General features: G+C 67.8%; 19 protein-coding genes. 8 read left to right on the top strand and 11 right to left on the bottom strand.

The window, feature by feature from the left end; genetic code table 11:
* Nucleotides 1–5: 5 nt before the first annotated feature.
* From ASG37_RS02455 to ASG37_RS02440, 4 genes are read right to left on the bottom strand one after another with little or no spacing between them, the layout of a single operon-like run.
* On the bottom strand, nt 6–488 hold the full coding sequence (locus ASG37_RS02455) for a GAF domain-containing protein (protein ID WP_055755728.1): 483 nt from the start codon (nt 486–488) through the stop codon (nt 6–8).
* A gap of 40 nt (nt 489–528) precedes the next feature.
* The gene (locus ASG37_RS02450) at nt 529–1,098 is read right to left on the bottom strand and encodes a hypothetical protein (protein ID WP_055755726.1); all 570 of its coding nucleotides are present in this window, start codon (nt 1,096–1,098) and stop codon (nt 529–531) included.
* Nucleotides 1,099–1,151: 53 nt separating this feature from the next.
* The gene (gene arfB, locus ASG37_RS02445; protein WP_055755724.1) at nt 1,152–1,577 is read right to left on the bottom strand and encodes an alternative ribosome rescue aminoacyl-tRNA hydrolase ArfB; all 426 of its coding nucleotides are present in this window, start codon (nt 1,575–1,577) and stop codon (nt 1,152–1,154) included.
* Nucleotides 1,578–2,228, bottom strand: coding sequence for an RluA family pseudouridine synthase (locus ASG37_RS02440; protein ID WP_055755722.1), 651 nt, complete (start codon nt 2,226–2,228; stop codon nt 1,578–1,580).
* A gap of 109 nt (nt 2,229–2,337) precedes the next feature.
* On the opposite strand from ASG37_RS02440, the gene ASG37_RS02435 reads away from it, so the two are divergent.
* The 3 genes from ASG37_RS02435 to ASG37_RS02425 all read left to right on the top strand — a co-directional run bounded on the left by ASG37_RS02435 (nt 2,338) and on the right by ASG37_RS02425 (nt 5,496).
* Entirely contained in the window at nt 2,338–3,078 is a 741-nt protein-coding gene (locus tag ASG37_RS02435; protein WP_055755720.1) for a M15 family metallopeptidase, read from the top strand.
* A 452-nt stretch (nt 3,079–3,530) separates the two neighbouring features.
* A complete protein-coding gene (locus ASG37_RS02430) occupies nt 3,531–4,433 on the top strand; it encodes an aspartyl protease family protein (RefSeq protein WP_055755719.1) in 903 nt (300 codons plus the stop codon).
* 103 nt (nt 4,434–4,536) lie between these two features.
* Entirely contained in the window at nt 4,537–5,496 is a 960-nt protein-coding gene (locus ASG37_RS02425) for an AraC family transcriptional regulator (RefSeq protein WP_162233445.1), read from the top strand.
* A 757-nt stretch (nt 5,497–6,253) separates the two neighbouring features.
* On the opposite strand, the gene ASG37_RS02420 is transcribed toward ASG37_RS02425, so the two are convergent.
* The 3 genes from ASG37_RS02420 to ASG37_RS02410 all read right to left on the bottom strand — a co-directional run bounded on the left by ASG37_RS02420 (nt 6,254) and on the right by ASG37_RS02410 (nt 8,493).
* Nucleotides 6,254–7,021, bottom strand: coding sequence for an EAL domain-containing protein (locus ASG37_RS02420; RefSeq protein WP_082447940.1), 768 nt, complete (start codon nt 7,019–7,021; stop codon nt 6,254–6,256).
* Nucleotides 7,022–7,164: 143 nt separating this feature from the next.
* Complete coding sequence (gene wrbA, locus ASG37_RS02415) at nt 7,165–7,767, bottom strand: NAD(P)H:quinone oxidoreductase (protein ID WP_055755717.1); 603 nt, start codon at nt 7,765–7,767, stop codon at nt 7,165–7,167.
* Nucleotides 7,768–7,797: 30 nt separating this feature from the next.
* Nucleotides 7,798–8,493 carry a pirin family protein gene (locus ASG37_RS02410; RefSeq protein WP_055755715.1) on the bottom strand — a complete coding sequence of 232 codons (696 nt, stop codon included), beginning with the start codon at nt 8,491–8,493 and terminating at the stop codon, nt 7,798–7,800.
* 95 nt (nt 8,494–8,588) lie between these two features.
* On the opposite strand from ASG37_RS02410, the gene ASG37_RS02405 reads away from it, so the two are divergent.
* Nucleotides 8,589–9,491 (top strand): LysR family transcriptional regulator, encoded by a 903-nt coding sequence (locus ASG37_RS02405; RefSeq protein WP_055755713.1) that lies wholly within the window; start codon nt 8,589–8,591, stop codon nt 9,489–9,491.
* Nucleotides 9,492–9,619: 128 nt separating this feature from the next.
* Nucleotides 9,620–10,321 (top strand): response regulator transcription factor CtrA, encoded by a 702-nt coding sequence (gene ctrA / locus ASG37_RS02400; RefSeq protein ID WP_055755711.1) that lies wholly within the window; start codon nt 9,620–9,622, stop codon nt 10,319–10,321.
* 27 nt (nt 10,322–10,348) lie between these two features.
* On the opposite strand, the gene ASG37_RS02395 is transcribed toward ctrA, so the two are convergent.
* From ASG37_RS02395 to ASG37_RS02380, 4 genes are all read right to left on the bottom strand, one after another.
* Nucleotides 10,349–11,281, bottom strand: coding sequence for a hypothetical protein (locus ASG37_RS02395; RefSeq protein ID WP_055755709.1), 933 nt, complete (start codon nt 11,279–11,281; stop codon nt 10,349–10,351).
* An 86-nt stretch (nt 11,282–11,367) separates the two neighbouring features.
* Nucleotides 11,368–12,048: a L,D-transpeptidase family protein gene (locus tag ASG37_RS02390; protein WP_055755707.1), complete on the bottom strand. Its 681-nt coding sequence runs from the start codon at nt 12,046–12,048 to the stop codon at nt 11,368–11,370.
* 191 nt (nt 12,049–12,239) lie between these two features.
* Nucleotides 12,240–13,907 carry an amidohydrolase gene (locus tag ASG37_RS02385; protein ID WP_055755706.1) on the bottom strand — a complete coding sequence of 556 codons (1,668 nt, stop codon included), beginning with the start codon at nt 13,905–13,907 and terminating at the stop codon, nt 12,240–12,242.
* Nucleotides 13,904–14,770 (bottom strand): NAD(P)-dependent oxidoreductase, encoded by an 867-nt coding sequence (locus ASG37_RS02380; RefSeq protein WP_055755704.1) that lies wholly within the window; start codon nt 14,768–14,770, stop codon nt 13,904–13,906. The genes ASG37_RS02385 and ASG37_RS02380 overlap by 4 nt, the downstream gene beginning before the upstream one ends.
* A 191-nt stretch (nt 14,771–14,961) precedes the next feature.
* Here ASG37_RS02380 and ASG37_RS02375 point away from each other — a divergent pair, with 191 nt between their 5' ends.
* The 3 genes from ASG37_RS02375 to ASG37_RS02365 all read left to right on the top strand — a co-directional run bounded on the left by ASG37_RS02375 (nt 14,962) and on the right by ASG37_RS02365 (nt 19,360).
* Nucleotides 14,962–17,016 (top strand): TonB-dependent siderophore receptor, encoded by a 2,055-nt coding sequence (locus tag ASG37_RS02375; protein WP_055755702.1) that lies wholly within the window; start codon nt 14,962–14,964, stop codon nt 17,014–17,016.
* Nucleotides 17,017–17,072: 56 nt separating this feature from the next.
* Nucleotides 17,073–18,314: a threonine ammonia-lyase gene (locus tag ASG37_RS02370; RefSeq protein WP_055755700.1), complete on the top strand. Its 1,242-nt coding sequence runs from the start codon at nt 17,073–17,075 to the stop codon at nt 18,312–18,314.
* A gap of 281 nt (nt 18,315–18,595) precedes the next feature.
* On the top strand, nt 18,596–19,360 hold the full coding sequence (locus ASG37_RS02365; protein WP_055755697.1) for an arginyltransferase: 765 nt from the start codon (nt 18,596–18,598) through the stop codon (nt 19,358–19,360).
* Nucleotide 19,361 lies beyond the last annotated feature (1 nt).

Genomic DNA, 19,361 nt, shown 5'->3' with positions numbered 1-19,361 from the left:
AGCAATCAGGCGATGCGCGGGGCCAGCATCGCTATCAGCGCCTCGCACCCCGCCTGATCGGCCGCATCGAACCGGCCAGCGACCGGGCTGTCGAGGTCGAGCACGCCGACCAGCCGGTCGCCGACCACGATCGGCACGACCAGTTCGGCGCGGCTGTCGGCGTCGCAGGCGATATGGCCGGGGAAGGCGTGGACGTCGGGCACCAGTTGCGTCGTGCGGTTGGCGGCGGCGGTGCCGCACACCCCCTTGCCCAGCGCGATGCGGATGCACGCCGCCTTGCCCTGAAACGGCCCCAGCACCAGTTCGTCGTCGACCAACCGGTAGAAGCCCGACCAGTTGAGGTCGGGCAGATACTGCATCAGCAACGCCGAGGCATTGGCCATGTTGGCGATCGCGTCGCCCTCGTCGGCGGTCAGCGAATCGAGCGCCGACAGGAGATCGCGGTAGAGGTCGGCCTTGTCGGCGGCGGAGATGTCGAACTGGTACATGGCCGCGATGTAGGGGTGCGGGGTGGCGGGGCCAATGGTGTCAGTTGTCGCGGCTGCGATCGAAACGCCATTTGCGGATGGCTTGCACCAATGCCGTAACGACAAGACCTCCGGCGAAGATCGTCCACCATGAGTCCATGCCTTTCGATATTAAGATCAACGCGGCGCCTATCAGGCCCAGAACCAGTTGACCGTAGGTCATCTCTTCCAGGGCCCGGCGGCGCATCTCCGCTTTCGACCGGGGCAATCCCATGACGAGGCGGCGCTCCAACGCCCGTGCCGGGGCTGCCCATGCCAAATAGCCGGCCCCAAGGCAGAGCGTCAGGATGCCACCGACGCCGATGCCGATAACAGTCTTTTGGATTCCTTCATCAGTATCCGGGGCGATCAGCACAGGAACGACGCATAACAGGACCGTCGCGACCAGCAGCGCCCAAACGATATGTTTCACGCGCCGCACGAAATCCGCCGCGAACGCATCGCGTTCGATCGCGGTGACGCGGATCGGCGGCTCCTTCATGTTCTTGCGGAAAAGATAATCGCGACCCTCCACCTCGAACTGGTCGAGGAACAGCGATCGCATCCGCTCCAGATGGCGTTTGAAGAACATCGCTGACGCATATCGGGTTCGCGCCTTGCAGGACAGCGCCGTTCCGCCGTCCCTCAATCCATCCGCACCTTGCCGCGCCCGGCCTTCACCTGTGCCCGGCCCTTCTTGCCCTCCACCCGGCGGACCTGCGAGGCCTTGGTCGGTTTGGTCGGGCGGCGTTTCTTGGGTACGATCGTCGCTTCGCGGATCAGCGCGAACAGGCGTTCGCGCGCCTCGCGCCGGTTCAGCTCCTGCGAGCGCGAGGCGTCGGCGCGCAACGTCAGCACGCCGTCCTTGCTCAGCCGCGATCCGGCGAGCGTGGCGAGACGCAGCTTCACCGCGTCGGGCAGGCCGGGCGAGGCCATGACGTCGAAGCGCAGCAGCACCGCGCTGTCGGTGGTATTGACGTGCTGCCCGCCCGGCCCGGAGGCGCGGGTAAAGCTTTCCTCCAGCTCGCCGCTGTCGATCGCGATGGCGCGGGTGATCGCGATGCGCGGCACCTACCCCTCGTCGAAGCCGGCGGCGACGAAGCTTTGCGGCCATGGCGCGGTCACGTCGATCGCGGGCTTGTTGTCGCGCGGCACGACCAGCCCGGCGGCGTGGAGCAGCATGAGCCCCTCGCCCCGGCCATAGACCGGGTCGCCCGCGACCGGGCAGCCCAGCCCTTCGGCCATATGCACGCGGATCTGGTGGGTGCGCCCGGTTTCGGGGAACAGCGCCACCAGCGCGCGCCCGTCGATGGTGCGCAGCAGCCGCCAGTTGGTCCGCGCCGCCTTGCCCCGCGGATCGCCGACCATGCGCCAGCCGTCCTCGACGCTGCTGACCTTGGCCAGCGGCAGGTCGATCTCGCCGGATTCGGCGTCAGGCACGCCGTCCAGCACGGCGAGATAGCGTTTCGTCACCCGGCCCTGTTCGAACGCCTGCTGGAAGCGGGCATGCGCCTTCGGGTTGCGCGCCAGCAGCAGGCAACCGCTGGTATCGCGGTCGAGGCGGTGGACCGGCGTGGGTTCGCGCTGGAAGGTGAAGCGCAGTTCATCGGCGCGCCCGGCGATGCTGGGCGAACCGTCGCGCGGGGGATCGACCGGCAGGCCGGCGGGTTTATCGAGGACGATCGCTTCGCCATCGATGAACAGGACAAGGTCATCGAGCATTTCGTCTCCTTGCCATCCTTGGCCGTACCATGCCAGTGGTTGCCCGAGGCGAGAGGATGCGACCCGGGAGAAACTTGTGCGTCGTTCGCTGCCTGTCCTCGCCTGCTTGATGCCCATTGCCTGTACGCCGGTGGCGACGCCGCCTGCCGTACCGCCGGTCGTGGTGCCCATAGCGACGCCGACCCCGGTCGTGCCGCCGGTGGTGATGGTGCCACGCCAAGTGGTGCAACCGGTCGCGCTGTGCGGGCGGGGCATGGTGCAGCCGGGTGCCGACGGGCGGCTGTTCAACCACTTCGCCTATCCCGACACGCCGGCGAGCGCGCTGGTCGACGCGCCGGCGTCGCTCGGCGGCGGCAGTTGCAAGGTGCATCCGGCGATGCTGGTTGACCTTGGGCGGCTGCTGGCGGCGGCCGACGCCGATCCGGCGGTGCGCGGCACGCTGCGCGCGGTATCGTGCCACCGGTCGGAGGCGCTCCAGCGGCAGACCTTCTGCGGCGGAATCGGCCGTGACGGATCGGGCAGTTTTACCGAGCGGGCATGGGCCTCCGCGCCGCCGGGGCATAGCGAGCATGCCACCGGCTATGTCATCGATTTCGGGACCAGCACCTCGCGGGCATGCGATGCCGAGGCGTGTTTCGCCGCGACCCCGGCGGGGCGGTGGCTGCGCGCCAATGCGGCAAGCTTCGGCTTCGAAATGTCGTTTCCCGCGGGAAACCACCAGCAGGTGAAGTGGGAGCCGTGGCACTGGCGCTGGGTCGGCACGGCGGCGGCGCAAGCGGGTGCGCCGGTGGCGCGCGGCCTGTTCGCCGAAGCGCGGACGCGGTTTCCGGCCGAGCCGGGGGTGCGGTAGCGGGGCGTTTACCGAAGGTTGCGCTTCGGTTTTTCGGGCGGGCAGTTGGTTCGCGCGGAAACGCGGAGGGGGTGCGTTTCGGGGTTCGGTTGGTTCTTCTCCCGGGCGGTCGTAATGCCTGTGGCGCTGGCACGCGGAATCTGGATTCAGGATGAAACCGGGCGGGACGTACCCATGGCCTGAACCGTATCAGCATGCAGCGATGCCGTTGCCAAACCCGTCACCCCGGACCCGCAGCGCCGCAATCGACACCGCTGGACGGGCGAACGCCATTGCCGGTGGAACGGTAGCCCCCGGAACAGGTCCGGGGTGACGACGGATAGAGATTGGAAAGATCCTCCGGGATCGTTGCATGTAGATCTTGGCCTGACATTTCGGCCCGGTCGCAGGACAGTGCTTGCCGGGGTGAGCGGCGGGTGCGAGCATGTCTTTCAACCTCAGGAGAAAACCGGTTGATCGGGGCTGCACTGTCGCTGATCCTTGGCGCGCAGGCCGCCGCCCCTGTCCCGCCCCGGCCGGTCGCTCCGGTGATTCGCCTGCCGCCGGCGGCTGCGCGCCGGCCGGTCGTATATGAGGACGTCGGCGGGCTGGTGGTGTTCCGCGTGCGGATCGCCGGGCGCGAGGCGTGGGCGCTGCTCGACAACCGGGCGGAACGCAGTTTCGTCGATCTGGGCTTCGCGCGCGCGGCGGGGCTGACGATCGATCCGCGCGCGTCGGTACGGGTCGATGCCGGCACCGCGCTCAATGGACAGCGGGTCGAGCGGGTGGCCGTGGCGGTCGCCGGGCAGTTCGCGGTGACGCTGCCGTCGATGACCGGAATCGATCTGGTGCCGATGTCGCGATCGATCGGGCGGCCGATCGCGCTGGTCGTCGGAGCCGATTTCTATCGCCGGTTCGCAGTCGCGACACGGCCGGGCGCGCGCACGATTGCGTTCCTGCCGGGCGGGACGGTCGAGCGCACGGCGCGCGCGGTCGATCTGCTCGACGCGCGGCCGCGTATCGCCATCACGCTGGGCGGCAAGCGGATGATCGTGACGGTCGATACCGGGCTGAGCGGCGCGCTGATCCTGACGCCGGCGGCATGGGCGCGGCTGGGTATGGCCGATGCCGCATGCGAGGACAGCAGCTTCCGCACCGGCGACGGCCGCGCGCGAACCGGGCGGCTGTGTACCGGACCGGCAGTGAGCGTCGGGCCGCTGGCGCTGCCCTCGACCCGGGTGTTCATCGACGCGGTCGACGGCGCGAACGGCGACGGGCTGATCGGCATGGGTCTGCTCGGGCTGGCCGGGGGGATGACGCTCGATGTCTCGGCGCGGAAACTATGGCTGGTGCCGCCGGGGGAGATGGTACGGTAGCGGGCTTGCCCGGACGGGTCGTTTGGCTGACGCTGAACGCGACGACATCTGGCCCGGATATGGGATGCACGACGATTCTTCCGGCACGATCCCCAGGGTCGTCATGGACACCTCCGTCTTACCGGTGGCCGAACAATTTGCCTATTGGGCGGCGCATACGCGCGGTGCGCGGCTGTCTCAGCCCGAACCCGGCCCGTTTCTATGCCGGGGCGACATGTGGAACCTCGGCGCGTTGCAGATGACGCTGGTCGACGTCGATCCGTTCGTCGCGGTGCGCGACCGTGCGCTCGTCAACGCGGTCGACGCCGATTACATTCAATATTGCCAGTTGCTCGACGGTACGATGACCTTCGAGGCCGATGGCGCGACGGCGGTGCTGACCGCCCCCGCCGCCTTCCTGCGCGACTCCAGCCGGCCAAGCACCGTGACGGCGACCCGCACCCGCTGCCTCATCCTGTATTTTGCGCGGGGGTTTCTTGAGGAAGTGACCGGTCCGATCGATTTCCAGGGGCCGCTGCCTCCCGTTGCCGAGCTGACGCTGCTGCGCGATGTCGGTGTCGGGCTGGTCGGCTTTTTCCCCAACGCGGCGGCGAGCGCCGCGCCGCTCTATGCGGCGATCCTGCGCGATCTTGCCGCCGCCGCGATGCTGCGCGCCGGGGCGATCCAGCGTACCGGAACGTCGTCGCTGCTGGCCGCCGCGAAGGATCATGTCGCGACGCAGCCGCCCGGAACCCTGTCGATCGAGGGCATCACCGCCGCGCTGGGGGTGTCGCGATCGGTGGTGTATCGCCTGTTCGAGCGCGATGGCGGCGTGCTTGCCTATGATCGCATGCGCCGGCTGCGCGCGCTCCACCGGGCGGTGTCCAACCCGCGCAACACCAGCACGCTGGCCGAGCTTGCCCGGCGCTATGGGTTTCGCGACCCGGCGGCGCTGTCGCGCAGTTTCCGCAAGGCGTTCGGGGCGACGCCGGAAGCGGTGCGGCGGCGACACGCCGATTTCGTGCCGGGGTCGGCGAGTTCGGCGCCGTTCGAGATTCGACGGGCATTCGATAGCTTCGAGTAGTATCGGCTGGTTGTCGGTGACGCCGGAATTATCGGCGCGGGGTTTGCGGACGTTGAGTGGATCGCCGCTTCGTGGCAACCTTCGCAAACGGCAATCGGACCAGCATCAACCCTATTGGACGGCGAAACTGCGCTTCGCGCGATGTGCGCTTAACGATCCCGCCACGCCTGACGATTGGGCCGATGCGGTTCGGCAAGCCGTCCGCTAACGCTCAATTTCGGACATGAGGCTACCTCTCGCTCGAAGGTGGCTCGGCGGCAAACCCCACATCTTTGAAACCCGCCATCTGTAGCGTGTATATCGCGCCACCCAAGCATCGGTAAGGCGTTTCCGTTATATTGGCATCGATATGGGCTCGCCGCCCTAACCTCGCTTCCGGTCGCGCGATCGCCAGTAACTCGTCCGTGGTGACTTTGCGTCTGTTTACTTCGATGCTGCACGCCGTTGCAGGACCTCGAACGATCACATTGAACGGCACTGTCGTCGTGCGGCTTGCGCATCCCGCTCCGGCCATCAGAAAAGCGGCCGCCGTTGTTCGCCAGAATGATAGCTTCATACCCCAACGATGCCGAAGCAGTGTCCGTGGTGCAACACCGCTACCCACCAAACTCCGCCGTTCGCACGACAGCGGCACGGTCGGTCGCGCCAAGAAATTCCTGTGGCGCACCACCGGTGTAGCGCTTTGACGCGGCTACGCGATGCCGTGGAACCAGCCTGGTTCGATCGGGACCGACCCCCTTACTCGAACAAGGGCCGCTCACGCGATCAGGCGTAGCGGCACTTCGACCGGCAGCATCGGGGTCGGCAGCGTTCGGAACCCCGGGCGGGCGAACAGATAGCCCTGCATGTAGCGCACGCCCATGGCGCGCAGCGCGCCATATTCCTCGCGGGTTTCGATGCCTTCGGCGACTACAGTGATGCCGAGGCGGTGGAGCATCGCGACCAGATATTCGGCGATGATCCGGCGCGGCTGGCTGGTATCGATGTCGCGGATCAATTCCATGTCGAGCTTGATGACATCGGTTTGCAGCCGGGCCAGCAGCGCGAGGCCGGCGTGGCCCGCCCCGAAATCGTCGAGCGCGGTGGCGAAGCCCATCCGGCGATAGGTATCGATGATATTGCCCAGATGCCCGGTGTCGCGGATTTCCTCATTCTCGGTGAATTCGAAGATCAGGCGATCGGTCGGGAAGCCCGCCGCAGCGGCGGTCTGCAACGTCAACTGGATACAGGCGACCGGCGAATAGACCGCGTTCGGCAGGAAGTTGATCGACAGTCGGGCACCGGTCGGCACGATGCCGGCGGCGACGGCCTGGGTGATCGCCGCCACCCGGCATTGCTGGTCGAACGCATAGCGGTTGGCGTCGGTGACGGTCGCGAGCACCGTTGCCGCCCCCTCGCCGTTCGGGCCGCGTACCAGCGCTTCATAGGCCCATGGCGTGCCGGTTTCGACATCGACGATCGGCTGAAACGCCATCGCCAGATCGAACTGGTCGGCGGCGTTTCGGCAGCCCTCGCAGCGGTTCATCGCAGGGTATCCATCCGGCGGTTCTGCGACGCCAATTCCTAATTTCCGGTATTTAACATATGTTATGCTTGCTATTGTCGCGCAGGGCGACCCGCGCGATCGGGGGGCAGGGGGCGGCCCGGCGGAGCGCCCCCTGCCCTGTCTTACCCGAAGACCTTGGTCGCGAGTTCGGCAATGCGCTTGCCCTGATGGCGGGCGCCGCCCAGCTCGATCTCAGTCGGCTGGCGGCTGCCGTCGCCCGCCGCGATGGTCGAGGCGCCATAGGGCGTCGAGCCGTTCACTTCGTCCAGTCCGCCATGGCCGTCATAACCATAGTCGAGGCCGACGATCGTCAGCCCATGGTGCAGCAGGTTGGTGATGATCGAGAACAGCGTCGTCTCCTGCCCGCCATGCTGGGTCGCGGTGGAGGTGAACGCGCCGCCGATCTTGCCGACGAGCCCGCCCTTGGCCCACACGCCGCCGGTCGTGTCCCAGAAGGCGGCCATCTGGCTCGACATCCGACCATAGCGGGTGCCGGTGCCGACGATAATCGCATCGTAGTGGGTCAGTTCGTTGGGATCGGTCAGCAACGCGTGATGATCGGCGACGACGAAGCCCGCCGACTTGGCGACCTCGTCGGGCGCGGTTTCACGCACGCGGCGCACATCCACCTCGGCCCCGCCGGCGCGGGCACCCTCGGCGATGGCGTCGGCCATCTTCGCGATATGACCGTAGGACGAATAATAGAGGACCAGAACCTTCGACATGCAGGCATACTCCCTTGGGAAAGACGTTGCTTATTCGGCGTCGACGAGAACGAGTTCGCTGTCCTCGATCGCGGTGATGGTAACGGTCTGCCCGCCCGAGAGCGCCGCCCCGTCGCGTGCCTGAAAGGCGACGCCGTCGATGGTGAACGCGCCGGTCGCGGCGACCAGATAAGCGTGACGCCCCGCCCCCACGCTATGTTCCACACTCTCGCCGGCACGCAGCGTGGCGCCGAGCACGCGGGCGTCGGCGCGGATGCGCAGCGCATCCTCGTCGTCCGCACCGCTGGCCAGCGTCACGAACTTGCCCGAGCGCTCGCCCTTGGGGAACGGCTTGGCTCCCCATGACGGGGTGCCGCCCTTCTGGCGCGGTTCGATCCATATCTGGAAGATGCGGGTCGTTTCGGGTTCGAGGTTGTATTCGGCGTGGCGCACGCCCGAACCGGCGCTCATCACCTGCACGTCGCCAGCCGACGTGCGGCCCTTGTTGCCCATCGAATCCTGATGGGTGATCGCGCCCGAGCGGACATAGGTGATGATCTCCATGTCCTTGTGCGGGTGCGGCGGGAAACCCGAATTGGCGGCGATCTCGTCGTCGTTCCACACCCGGATCGCGCCCCAGCCCATGCGGGCGGGATCATAATAGTTCGCGAAGCTGAAATGATGGCGGGCGTTCAGCCAGCCGTGGTCGGCGTGGCCGAGGCTGGCGAAGTCACGTTTGTCGATCATTCGAAGTCTCCTTGCTTGACGATCAAGATAGGCGGCGTGACAGTCGCGTAAACGGAAACGTCGGAAACCGATCGTTTCGGGAACGAGGAACATCCATGCGGCTGCCGGATTTCGAGGCGTGGGCGATGTTCGCCTGCGTGGTGGAGCATCGCTCGTTCAGCGCGGCGGCGGCATCGATCGGCGTGTCGAAGGCGACGGTGTCGAAGGCGGTCGCCCGGCTGGAGGTGTCGCTCGGCACCACCTTGTTCCACCGGACGTCGCGGCGGCTCGCGTTGACCGATGCCGGCCAGTCGCTGAGCGAGCGGGCGGCGCGGATATTGGCCGAGGCGCAGGGGGCGGAGGAACAGGCGCGCGATGCCGCCGCCGCGCCGACCGGTCTGGTGCGGGTGGCGGCGCCGATGTCGTTCGGCCTCGCCCATGTCGCCCCGGCGATCGCCGATTTCCTTGCGGCGCATCCCGGCGTCGAGATCGACCTGACGCTGTCCGATGCCAAGGTCGACATCGTGGCCGACGGGATCGACGTGGCGCTGCGCATCGCCGACCTGCCCGACAGTTCGCTGCGCGCGCGGCGGCTGGCCCCGGTGGCGATACGGATCGTCGCCGCGCCGGCCTATTGGGAGAAACACGGCCGACCGACGCATCCCGCCGACCTCGGCCATCATGCCTGTTTCGGCTATACCAACCTGCCCAACGCGATCTGGCATTTCCGGCAGGGCGCAGAGGAAGTGGCGGTCCGCCCGGCGGGGCCGCTGGCGACGAACAACGGCGAGGCGATGCTGCCGGCGCTGCGCGCGGGACTGGGCGTGGCGCGGCTGCCCGATTTTCTGGTCGATGCCGACATCGCCGCCGGGCGGCTGGAGCCGGTGCTGGAGGCATGGACCGGGGCCGGGGTGGCGTTGCACCTGCTGACCCCGCCCGGCACGCTCAGGCCCGCGCGGGTCGAGGCGCTGATCGAGTTTTTGTCCGAACGATTCCGGCGCTTATGCCAGTCACGTTAACCGCTCATCCTAACGAATCGTTCTGGCTTAAGCGGAAATTAACCTTTTGCCTTCAGAAAGGTTTACAGTAATTGTTCTCGCTTGCGCGCCGACAGGGAAGAGCGTGCCGCGAAACGGGGGACTGCCGGATGCGCGTGCTGCTGATCGAGGACGAGCCGACGACCGCCAAGGCGATCGAGCTCATGCTGACCACCGAGGGTTTCAATATCTATACGACCGATCTGGGCGAAGAAGGCCTCGATCTGGGCAAGCTGTACGATTACGACATCATCCTGCTCGACCTGAACCTGCCCGACATGCACGGCTATGACGTGCTGAAGAAGCTGCGCGTGGCGCGGGTGCAGACGCCGGTCCTGATCCTGTCGGGCATCGACGAGATGGACAGCAAGGTACGCTCGTTCGGCTTCGGCGCCGACGATTACGTGACCAAGCCGTTCCACCGCGAGGAACTGATCGCGCGCATCCATGCGGTGGTGCGCCGGTCGAAGGGCCATTCGCAGTCGGTGATCCGCACCGGCAAGCTGGCGGTGAACCTCGATGCCAAGACGGTCGAGGTCGACGGGTCGCGCGTCCACCTGACCGGCAAGGAATATGCGATGCTCGAGCTGCTTTCGCTGCGCAAGGGCACGACGCTGACCAAGGAAATGTTCCTGAACCACCTGTACGGCGGCATGGACGAGCCCGAGCTGAAGATCATCGACGTCTTCATCTGCAAGCTGCGCAAGAAGCTCAGCACCGCCTGCGATGGCGAGAATTACATCGAAACGGTGTGGGGCCGCGGCTACGTGCTGCGCGAGCCCGACGAGATGGGTGAGGCGGCGGTCGCCTGAGACGGCAACCGCCGGCCGCGCCGCCGATCACCGTTTGCCGGTAATCTGGCCAATGAGCGAAAAGGAGTGTTTTTCGGGAGTCTGGCCCGTGATCGAAAACAGCACCGCGGTTTCGGCGAACATGGGCCCGAAGAAAGTGCCGGATACCTGGAGCTGACCGGTGGAGCCGCTCGGTACGTCGCGGTAGAAGGCGTCTTCATACAGCGGGATCGTCTGGCTGAAGGTTCCCAGCGACAACTCGGGCAGGTTTGTGTCACGCGTCGGCGTTCCCTTGAGCGTCACGCTGACCGTGACCTGCCGCTGGACCGGATCGAAAGCGATCGAACTCTCGCTGATCGACATATTGTATCCGCGCGATACCGTAGGGCTTTCCGTGACCGAGGCAATACCCGTCACCCGCCCCGTAATCTGGATCACCGACGTGGGCTGGTCCGTCGTCAGAGTCGGGGCACCGTACAGGCAGCCGTAGGAATAACCGTCGCTTCCTCCGGTAGAGCGCCGATAGAGATCGAGCCGGCCGACATAATCGTACAGCTGCTGGTTGATGCGTAATGGGCGCAGCGACAGGACCGTCCGCTCGGTTCCGTCGAATGGCAGCGAATATTCCCGTACCGGAAGGTCGATGCCGGGCGTGCGGTCGGCCGCTCCGAAGGTCAGACGACCACTCCAAGGGCTTTCGACAATCTGAACATCGTTGACCAGATCGCCAAGCAGTCGGACGCCGTCGCCCAGACCGAGTAGCCTAAGCCCGACACGCGGATCGTTGCAGATGGCGGAATACTTCGTCGGCACGGCGGCTTCCGCGATCTTGGTGTAGAGCGCGGCGGGCGATGGCGAGGGTGACGGCGTAGGGGTCGGCGTAGGCGATGGCGGCGGACCCGACACCGTCCCGCCCCCGCTGCTACCGCCCGCACCGCCGCAGCCGACAACGAGCAATGCCGCCGCCGCAACCATCATCATTCGCATTGCAACCCCCGGTCCTCGTTTGGTTCGGCGTACCAGAAACTGCCCGCGTCGGCCACCGCCGGTCCGCCGGGCACTAAACGTCAGCGGCGGGCGATCGCCGCGCCCATCGCCAGCCGTTTGCCGTTGGTGATGATGACGCGGTCGCCGAGTTTCACCGCCGCGAACAGCTTGCGGGCGAAGGCGGTGGGGACACCGATGCAGCCATGGGTCGCGCCGCCGGGCTGCACGTCGCTGCCGTGGATCGAGATGCCGTCGTTGGTCAGCCGGAGCATGTACGGCATCGGCGCGCCGTAGAGGTTGCTGACATGGTCGGCGTCCTTCTGAGTGATCTTGAGCGCGCCGAGCGGCGTGGGTTTCCAGTCGGCGCCGTACAGCACGACCGCCGTGCCAATCTCATAGCCGTCACGGAAGATCGAGAGGACTTGTGCGTCCAGATCGACGGTGATGACGATCGGGCCGGTTTTGGGCGCGGCGCTTTCGTCCCACAGCCAGCGGCCGTGGGTGAACGGACCGTCGATGGTCAGGATGTGGCGGACGACCATCGCCTCGGGCGCGGGAGTCGCGGCGGGGGTCGGCGTCGGGCGGATGGTCGCCGGAGTCGGGCGGGCGGACGGCGTGGGCGTGACGCGGATGACCGGCAGCGGCGGGGCGGCCGGTGCGGCGGGGTGCGCGCCAATCAGCATCAACGCTCCCCCCGCCGTCGCGCCGATCGCGCCCAGCAGCAGCGTCACTCCCAATGCGGTTCGCAGCTTCGCGGCCATGGGCAGGTCCTACCCCGGATCGGGCGCGGGTACACCCGTGGATTCGGGGGCGTTCCGCGATGGGACAGAGTCGGCGTTGGCCAAGTCGAGCCTGACGTCATCCCGGCGACAAAGCGTGGCAGGAAGCGCTTGAGGCTCCAGCTTTCGCCAAAGGGACGATTGGCTGCGCAGAGAGGCCGGACGGCGACCCCTTACCGCCCCGCCGCCACCTCCGGCTTGTCCTTGAGCGGCCATGCCCTGTAGCCGCCGACCCAGGTTTCGAGCACCTTCGTCGCGCGGAGTTCGGCCGGGGTCGCCGCCACCGGATCGCGGTCGACGACGAGGAAATCGGCCTTTTGTCCGGGCAGCAGCGAACCGAAGCGTTGTTCGGCGAAGCCGGCATAGGCCGCGTCCTGGGTAAAGGCCTTCCACGCCTGTTCGCGCGTCACCCGCTCTTCGGGGCGCCATCCGCCCGGCGGCTGGCCGTTGGCATCCTCGCGGGTGAAGGCGGCGGCCCAGCCGACGAACGGGTTCGGGCTCTCGACCGGATAGTCCGAGCCGAACGCCAGCCGCCCGCCGCCCCGCAGCACGGTCGCCCACGCATAGGCCCCTTTGAGCCGCGCCTCGCCCAGCCGTGCCTCGGCCATGGTGCGGTCGCCGGTAGCATGGACCGGCTGCATCGAGGCGATGGTGCCGTTGCGCCCCAGCGCGGGGAGGTCGGCGGGGTCGATGACCTGCGCATGTTCAATCCGCCAGCGGCGATCGTCCTTGTACGACGAGGCGATCTCGGCGATCGCGTCGAGCACCTGCCGGTTCGCCTGATCGCCGATCGCGTGGATCGCGAGCTGGAAATTGTCCATCGTCGCGCGGCTCATGACGTTGAGCAACGTGGTATCGCCGATGAACGAAAGGCCCCGCTGGCCCGGCGCGTCGCTGTACGGCGCTTTCAGCCATGCCCCGCGCGAGCCCAATGCGCCATCGGCGTAGAGCTTGATCCCGCCCATGCGCAACCGGTCGCCGTAAAGCCACGGCGTCGGTCCCGATCCGGCCACGCTCAGCGCGGTGTCGAGCCCCATGCCATAGCTCATGATCCGCACGCGCAACTGGCCGATGTCGCCCATGCGGCGGAACACCTGCCAGTCGTCGACGGTGGTGCCCATGTCGGCGGTGGCGGTGATGCCGTTCGACAGCAGCGTGTCCTGTGCTTTCAGAAACGCGGCGTTGCGTTCGCGCGGCGACGGTTTGGGCTTCGCGGCGTCGAACAGCGTCGCGGCGGAATCGACGAACACGCCCGAGGGCTGGCCATTCGCCAGCTCGATCCGGCCGCCGGGGGGCGACTTGGTCTGGGCGGTGATACCCGCCGCCTTGATCGCCGCGCTGTTGGCCCACACCGCATGGCCGTCGGCGCGTTCGAGCAGCACCGGCTTGTCACCGACCGCCGCGTCGAGTTCGGCGGCGGTCGGGAAGCGGCCGAGGCCCCATGCCTCCTGATTCCACCCGCCGCCGACGATCCACGGCCGGTTGCCGTTGGCACGCGCATAGGCGCGGATCGTCGTCTGCGCGTCGGCGAGCGAGCGGGTGGCCGACAGGTCGATCTCCAGCCCGCGATAGCCGAGCGCCATGACGTGGCCGTGCGCGTCGATCATCCCAGGCATAACAGTGCGCCCGCCCATGTCGGTGCGCCAGTCGGGGCGCTTGGGCGGCTTCTCGCCCTTGGGCACCAGCCGGACGACCTTGCCTTCCTTGTCGATGACGATCGCCGAGAAGCGGACGACCTGCCCCCGCGAATCGAGCGCGACGCCGTTGACGTTGTCGACGAGGCCGTCGGCCAGCGCAGGGGCGGCGGCGAGGAGCGCGGGGATCAGGAGCAGGCGCTTCACTTGGCCAGTCTCCGCACCAGCGCGCTGGTATCCTGTCGCCCGCCGTCCATCGCCTGTACCTCCGCATAGAATTGGTCGACCAGCGCGGTAACGGGCAGCGTCGCCCCCTGCCGCCGTGCCTCGTCGAGCGCCAGCCCGAGGTCCTTGCGCATCCAGTCGATCGCGAAGCCGAAGTCGAACCGGTCCTGTGCCATCGTCGGCCAGCGGTTGACCATCTGCCAGCTTTGCGCCGCGCCGCCGGAGACGGCGTCGAGGACCTTGTCCAGATCGAGATCGGCCTTTTGCGCGAAGCGCAGCGCTTCGGCGAGGCCGCCCAGGACGCCGGCGATGCAGATCTGGTTGACCATCTTGGTCGTCTGCCCCGCGCCCGCCTCACCGACATGGACGATGCGCTGGGCATAGGCGGCCATGATCGGCTCGGCGGCGGCGAAGGCCTGGCTGGAGCCGCCGCACATGATCGAGAGCTTGCCGTTCTCGGCCCCTGCCTGTCCGCCCGAAACCGGGGCATCGAGGACGAGCAGGCCGCTTGCCGTGCCGGCATCGGCCAGTTCACGGGCGATCGCGGCGGAGACGGTGGTGTGGTCGGCGAACAGCGCACCCGACGCCATCGCGGCGAACGCGCCGTCGTCGCCCAGCGTTACGGCGCGCAGATCGTCGTCGTTGCCGACGCAGGCGAACACCGCATCCGCGCCCTTCGCAGCGGCGGCGGGTGTGTCGGCGACGGTGCCGCCGTGCCGTTCCGCCCAAGCGTCCGCCTTGGCGCGGGTGCGGTTGTAGACGACCACCCGGTGCCCGGCGGTGACGAGATGCCCGGCCATGGGCGCGCCCATGACGCCGGTGCCGATGAATGCGATGGTTGCCATGGCGGGGGTTTAGGGGGTGTCGCGGATTCGCGAAAGGGGCCGTACGCCCAACCACAGCAACCTTTGCTATTGATAACGACTCGCATTGTCCTTAGAGGCAGCGCCGACCGTAGCGGCACGATGCCGACCGACGCAGGCAAGGATGCGCGGGCAGGAGGAACGGCACGAAATCGCGATACGGGGGCAGGGATTTGACGAGGCGTTTGGTTGCATGGGGTTTCGTCGCGCTGGCCGGACCGCTGCCCGCCGCCGCACAGGACGCCACGTTGATCGACGAGCTGCTGGTCGTCGGACGGCGCCATAGCATCCGCCCCGAAGTCGCGACCGGCGCGACGCGGACGCAGACCGCGATCGAGGACATTCCGCAGGCGATACAGGTCGTCCCGCGCGAGACGATCGACGAGCAGCAACTGCTGCGGCTGGCCGATGTGGTCGCCAATGTGTCGAACGTGCAGCCCGGCGGCACGCAGGGCAACCGGACCGAATTGTTCGTCGTGCGCGGGTTCGAGCTGTCGTCCTATGCGATCGACGGCATTCTTGCCAACCCGGCGCAGAACTTCACCGAAACGGTCCGCGACCTCGCCAATGTCGCGCAGGTCGAGGTGCTGAAGGGACCGGCGTCGGTCCTGTACGGGCGCGGCGAACCGGGGGGCACGATCAACATCGTCACCCGTCGCCCGGCCTTCACCTTCGGCATGGAAGGTCAGGTGCAGGGCGACGGCAACGGGCTGCGCCGGGTGCAGGCGACCGTGACCGGCCCGGCGAGCGAGGTGCTGGCGGCCCGGTTCAGCATCGCCGCGCAACGCAGCGGCAGCTTCCGCGATTTCCAGATCGACGGCAGCCGCGTGTTCTTCTCGCCCTCGATCGCATGGCGGCCCGATGCCGCGACCCGCGCCGATGTGGATTACGACTATACCGATCAGGTGACGCCGGGGGATCGCGGCCTGCTGGTCGTGAACGGCGCGGTGCGGGGGCCCGCGTCGCGCAGCTATGGCGAGCCATGGTCGCGCAATTTCGGGCGGCAGCACGGGGTACGCGGGCGGATCGAGCATGACCTGACCGACTGGCTGACGCTGCGCCAGATCCTGTCGCATCAACGCGGCGAGAGCGGGCGGACCGTCGCCGATTTCACCGGCTTCAACACCGCGCGCACGCTGTTGCAGCGGCGCGGCGTCCGCCAGTCGCAGACGGTGGCGACGACGACCAGCCAGAGCGAGGCGCTGTTCCGCTTCGATACCGGGCCGCTCACCCACCTGCTGCTCGCCGGGTTCGAGGCGGTCGATGCGCGCCGCACGACCAGCGAATGGCGCGCGCCGCTGGCATCGATCCGCGTCGCCGATCCGGTGCAGGGGGCGCTGCCCGGCACCTTCGCCTTCTTCCGCACGGTCGACGTGCGCGCGCGGTTCCTTGCCCCCTATGTCCAGGACCAGATCGGCATCGGCGACCACGTCGACATCGTCGCGGGCGTCCGCTGGGACGATGTCGACCAGACGACGACCACCGCCGGGATCGCCACCGCCGAGGACGGACGGCGCGCATCGCCCCGGCTGGGGATCGTGTGGCATGCCGTGCCGTCGGTCGCGCTCTATGCCAACTGGTCGACGTCGTTCCGCCCGCGCACCGCCGCGCAGGCCGACGGCGGCACCGCGCCCCCCGAAACCGGACGGCAGTATGAGGCGGGGATCAAGTTCACCCCCGTCGGCGGCCGCCTGATCGCCAGTGCCGCGATCTTCGACATCGTGAAGAACAACGTGGCCAGCGCCGATCCGGTCAACAACGGCTTCGTGATCGTCACCGGCCAGCAACGATCGCGCGGAGCCGAGGTCGACCTGAGCGGCGAGGTGCTGCCCGGATGGCGCTGGATCGTCGGGGCGGGCTATCTGGATGCCACGTTGACGCGCGATACGGTGATCCCGGTCGGCAACCGGTTGCGCGGGGTGCCGGAATGGAGCGGCAATCTGTGGACCACCTATCGCATCCCCGCCGGGCCGCTGGGCGGCGCGATGCTGGGCGGCGGCGCGATCCGCGTCGGCGCGCGGGCGGGTGATCTGGCCAACAGCTACTCGGTCCCCGGCTATACCCGCTTCGACTTGACGGCGGGCTATACCATCGCCGATCGATACCGGCTGGGCGTAGTGGTGCGCAACGTCACCGACCGCTTCTATGTCGAACAGCCGGTCGCGCTGACCACCAATTATCCCGGCAGCCCGCGCACCGTGTCCGCCACGCTGTCGATCGAATGGTGAGCCGGTTTGTCCGCCGCCTTTCCCCGCTGCGTCTAATCGGCTAGGCGCGGAACCCTATGGCTACCAACCCGATCGCTTCGCCCGCCCTGCCCCTTTCGCTCGACGATGTACGCGGCGCGGCGATGCGGATTTCGGGGTCGATCGTGCGCACGCCGACGCTCATCAGCCGCACCCTGTCCGAACTGACCGGGGCAACCGTCTATCTGAAGTTCGAGAATCTCCAGTTCACCGCCGCCTACAAGGAGCGCGGCGCGCTCAACACGTTGCTGCAACTGGACGAGGCGACCCGCGCCAAGGGCGTGATCGCGGCATCGGCGGGCAATCACGCGCAGGGCCTCGCCTATCACGGCAACCGGTTGGGGGTGCCCGTCACCATCGTGATGCCCAAGCCGACGCCGACCGTGAAGGTGATGCAGACGCAGAGCCACGGCGCGACCGTGGTGCTGGAGGGCGAGACGTTCGACGCGGCATACGACCATGCCCGCAAGCTGGAAGCCGAACAGGGGCTGACCTTCGTTCATCCGTTCGACGATGCGCGGATCATGGCGGGCCAGGGCACGGTCGCGCTGGAGATGCTGGAGGACGTGCCCGCCATCGACACGCTGGTCGTGCCGATCGGCGGCGGCGGGCTCATCAGCGGCATGGCGACCGTCGCCCGCGCGTCGGGCCGCGCCATCGAGGTGATCGGCGTGCAGGCCGAGCTGTTCCCGTCGATGTACAACCGGCTGCACGGCACGACGATGGACTGTGCCGGCGATACGCTGGCCGAGGGGATCGCGGTCAAGCAGCCCGGCGGCCTGACCGCGCAGGTGGTCGAGGCGCTGGTCGACGACATCGTGCTGGTCAGCGAACGCCAGTTGGAGGAGGCGGTCAGCCTGCTCGTCCAGATCGAGAAGACCGTGGTGGAGGGCGCGGGCGCGGCGGGGCTAGCCGCGCTGCTGGGGCACGGGGACCGGTTCAAGGGCAAGACCGTCGGCATCGTGCTGTGCGGCGGCAATATCGACACGCGGCTGCTCGCCAACGTGCTGCTGCGCGATCTGGCGCGGTCGGGACGGCTGGCGCGGCTGCGCATCCGGTTGCAGGACCGGCCAGGCGCGTTGTTCCACGTCGCCAAGATCTTTCACGAACAGGCGGTCAACATCATCGAGGTGTATCACCAGCGCGTGTTCACCACCCTGCCCGCCAAGGGGCTCATCACCGACATCGAATGCGAGACGCGCGACCGCGCCCATCTCGACCGGCTGGTCGAGGGACTGCGCGATGGCGGGTACGAGGTCAGCACGGTGGAACTGGCATAGCGGGCGGGGCGATGTTTGCTTCTCCCCTCCCTGACAAGGGAGGGGTTGGGGGTGGGTCGGTTCGAGGAAGGCGCGACGTTCCCTCGCGTGCCTACCCACCCCCGACCCCTCCCTTGTCAGGGAGGGGAGAAACGGGACTGACGGCGCGCCGCATCATCCAAAGGGACCACCGGCGTGACGATTAACCGTCATTGATGCTCAAGCCGCTTTTCACGATGCGGCTTCCGCGCCATATCGGCGTTCGACACCATTAGCTGGACCGCTGGACGAAGGATCGCCGGGTGACTGCGCCGTTTCGTTTTCCCCGTTTCTTCGTCACCGCCCCCTCGCCCTGCCCGTATCTGCCCGGGCGGCAGGAGCGCAAGGTGTTCACCGAGCTGAACGGCCCCAATGCCGACGAGCTGAACGATGCGCTCGGCCGGATCGGGTTTCGTCGCAGCCAGTCGGTCGCGTACCGGCCGAGCTGCGTAGGGTGCAGTGCCTGCATCTCGGTGCGCGTGGTCGCGGGGGCGTTCGCGCCCAACGCCACGCAGCGCAAGCTGCTGCGCCGCCACGGCGACCTCGAAATCCGCACCTGCAAGCCATGGGCGACCGACGAGCAGTTCCGCCTGCTGCGCCGCTATCTGACCGCGCGGCATCCCGGCGGCGGCATGTCGGCGATGGACGAGAGCGACTTCGCCGACATGGTCGAACATTCGCCGGTGACGTCGTGGATCGTCGAATATCGCGAACCGACGCTCGACGGGCGGCCGGGCAAGCTGGTCGCGGCGTGCATCACCGACGAACAGGCCGACGGGCTGTCGATGGTCTACAGCTTCTTCGAAACCGAGGACGACAGCCGGCAGGGGCTGGGCACCTTCGTCGTGCTCGACCATATCCGCCGCGCGCGGGCGGCGGGGCTGCCGCACGTCTATCTCGGCTATTGGGTGAAGGGGTCGCCGCGCATGGCGTACAAGACCCGGTTTCGCCCGATGGAGGCGCTGGGGCCGGCCGGCTGGGCGGTGCTGGGCGACGTGCCGCCGATCGACACGACGGTCGCCGCCTGAG

Origin of the sequence: Sphingomonas sp. Leaf407 (genome assembly GCF_001425385.1) — a bacterium.
In the GTDB taxonomy this organism is placed as follows: domain Bacteria; phylum Pseudomonadota; class Alphaproteobacteria; order Sphingomonadales; family Sphingomonadaceae; genus Sphingomonas.
This window is presented reverse-complemented; position numbering and strand designations above follow the sequence as displayed.

Excerpts from the sequence above, each read along its gene's own strand:
- ASG37_RS02455 (WP_055755728.1), bottom strand. The coding sequence starts at position 488 with ATGTACCAGTTCGACATCTCCGCCGCCGACAAGGCCGACCTCTACCGC.
- ASG37_RS02450 (WP_055755726.1), bottom strand. The coding sequence starts at position 1,098 with ATGTTCTTCAAACGCCATCTGGAGCGGATGCGATCGCTGTTCCTCGAC.
- ASG37_RS02440 (WP_055755722.1), bottom strand. The coding sequence starts at position 2,228 with ATGCTCGATGACCTTGTCCTGTTCATCGATGGCGAAGCGATCGTCCTC.
- ASG37_RS02435 (WP_055755720.1), top strand. The coding sequence starts at position 2,338 with ATGCCCATTGCCTGTACGCCGGTGGCGACGCCGCCTGCCGTACCGCCG.
- ASG37_RS02425 (WP_162233445.1), top strand. The coding sequence starts at position 4,537 with ATGGACACCTCCGTCTTACCGGTGGCCGAACAATTTGCCTATTGGGCG.
- ASG37_RS02420 (WP_082447940.1), bottom strand. The coding sequence starts at position 7,021 with ATGAACCGCTGCGAGGGCTGCCGAAACGCCGCCGACCAGTTCGATCTG.
- wrbA (WP_055755717.1), bottom strand. The coding sequence starts at position 7,767 with ATGTCGAAGGTTCTGGTCCTCTATTATTCGTCCTACGGTCATATCGCG.
- ASG37_RS02410 (WP_055755715.1), bottom strand. The coding sequence starts at position 8,493 with ATGATCGACAAACGTGACTTCGCCAGCCTCGGCCACGCCGACCACGGC.
- ASG37_RS02405 (WP_055755713.1), top strand. The coding sequence starts at position 8,589 with ATGCGGCTGCCGGATTTCGAGGCGTGGGCGATGTTCGCCTGCGTGGTG.
- ctrA (WP_055755711.1), top strand. The coding sequence starts at position 9,620 with ATGCGCGTGCTGCTGATCGAGGACGAGCCGACGACCGCCAAGGCGATC.
- ASG37_RS02395 (WP_055755709.1), bottom strand. The coding sequence starts at position 11,281 with ATGATGATGGTTGCGGCGGCGGCATTGCTCGTTGTCGGCTGCGGCGGT.
- ASG37_RS02390 (WP_055755707.1), bottom strand. The coding sequence starts at position 12,048 with ATGGCCGCGAAGCTGCGAACCGCATTGGGAGTGACGCTGCTGCTGGGC.
- ASG37_RS02380 (WP_055755704.1), bottom strand. The coding sequence starts at position 14,770 with ATGGCAACCATCGCATTCATCGGCACCGGCGTCATGGGCGCGCCCATG.
- ASG37_RS02370 (WP_055755700.1), top strand. The coding sequence starts at position 17,073 with ATGGCTACCAACCCGATCGCTTCGCCCGCCCTGCCCCTTTCGCTCGAC.